Source organism: Prevotella falsenii DSM 22864 = JCM 15124 (genome assembly GCF_000613945.1).
Lineage (GTDB): Bacteria > Bacteroidota > Bacteroidia > Bacteroidales > Bacteroidaceae > Prevotella > Prevotella falsenii.
Genome location: NZ_BAJY01000083.1, coordinates 1 through 873, shown reverse-complemented (window position 1 = coordinate 873; position 873 = coordinate 1). Strand labels below are relative to the sequence as shown.

Here is an 873-nt window from a genome sequence, read left to right as displayed (position 1 = left end):
GGTACTGTCCTAAAAAAGTGTGTAAGCCCATTATTTTATTATCTTTGTATTGTCTAAAATAAAGATAAGATAAACAATGGAGCTTACACAATCACAAATGTCGGAAATTCTTTCGAATTACACAAGCAGTAGTGAGGGTTTTGTTACCCTTCAGTCTTTAATAATGAACTCCCTGATGGCTCATGAGCGTGAGTTGTTCATGGATGCGAACGAGGACGAGCAATGCAACGGCTTTCGTTCTCGCCGTTGGTATAGCCACGGTTTTGAGTTCTCGCTCCGCATCCCCCGCAGCCGTAGCGGTAATTTCTACCCAGTGCTTCTTGGCCTGATACGCAGCGAGAGCGACGAACGCGCCCGTCTGTTCAACCTCCTTTACACCAAGGGTCTCACCACGGAGCAGATAGGCGAGATTTCGGAGTGCGTCTATGGCCGCTCCTACAGCAAACAGCAGGTGTCTTACCTGTCCAACAGCTGCCGCGAGGACGTGGAACGGTGGCTTTGCCGTGACCTGTCCTCTCACTACTTGGCGGTCTACATCGATGCGACTTTCATTTCCACGCGCCGTGACAGGCGTGTGTCGAAGGAGGCCTACTATACGATGCCGGGCGTACGGGAGGACGGCAGCCGGGAGGTGCTTGCCGTGGTCAACCATCCCACGGAGGGGGCGCTGTGCTGGAAAGACGAGCTGGAAGCGTTGAAAGGAAGGGGTGTCAAGGAAATAGACCTGATTGTGTCCGATGCGCTGACAGGCGTGGAGAACGCTGTCTGCGCGGTTTTCCCGGGAGCGGCGCACCAGTTTTGCGTGGCTCATGTCAAGCGGCAGATCATCAACTGCGTCTCTCAAAAGGACAAGCCGGCCATCGCCAGCGAACT

At 53.5% G+C, this 873-nt stretch carries 1 protein-coding gene; it reads left to right on the top strand.

Annotated features, from left to right (window positions below; all coding sequences use genetic code 11):
• Window positions 1-76 precede the first annotated feature (76 nt).
• A partial coding sequence (locus JCM15124_RS15590; protein ID WP_084609092.1) for an IS256 family transposase occupies window positions 77-873 on the top strand: 797 nt, incomplete at its 3' end.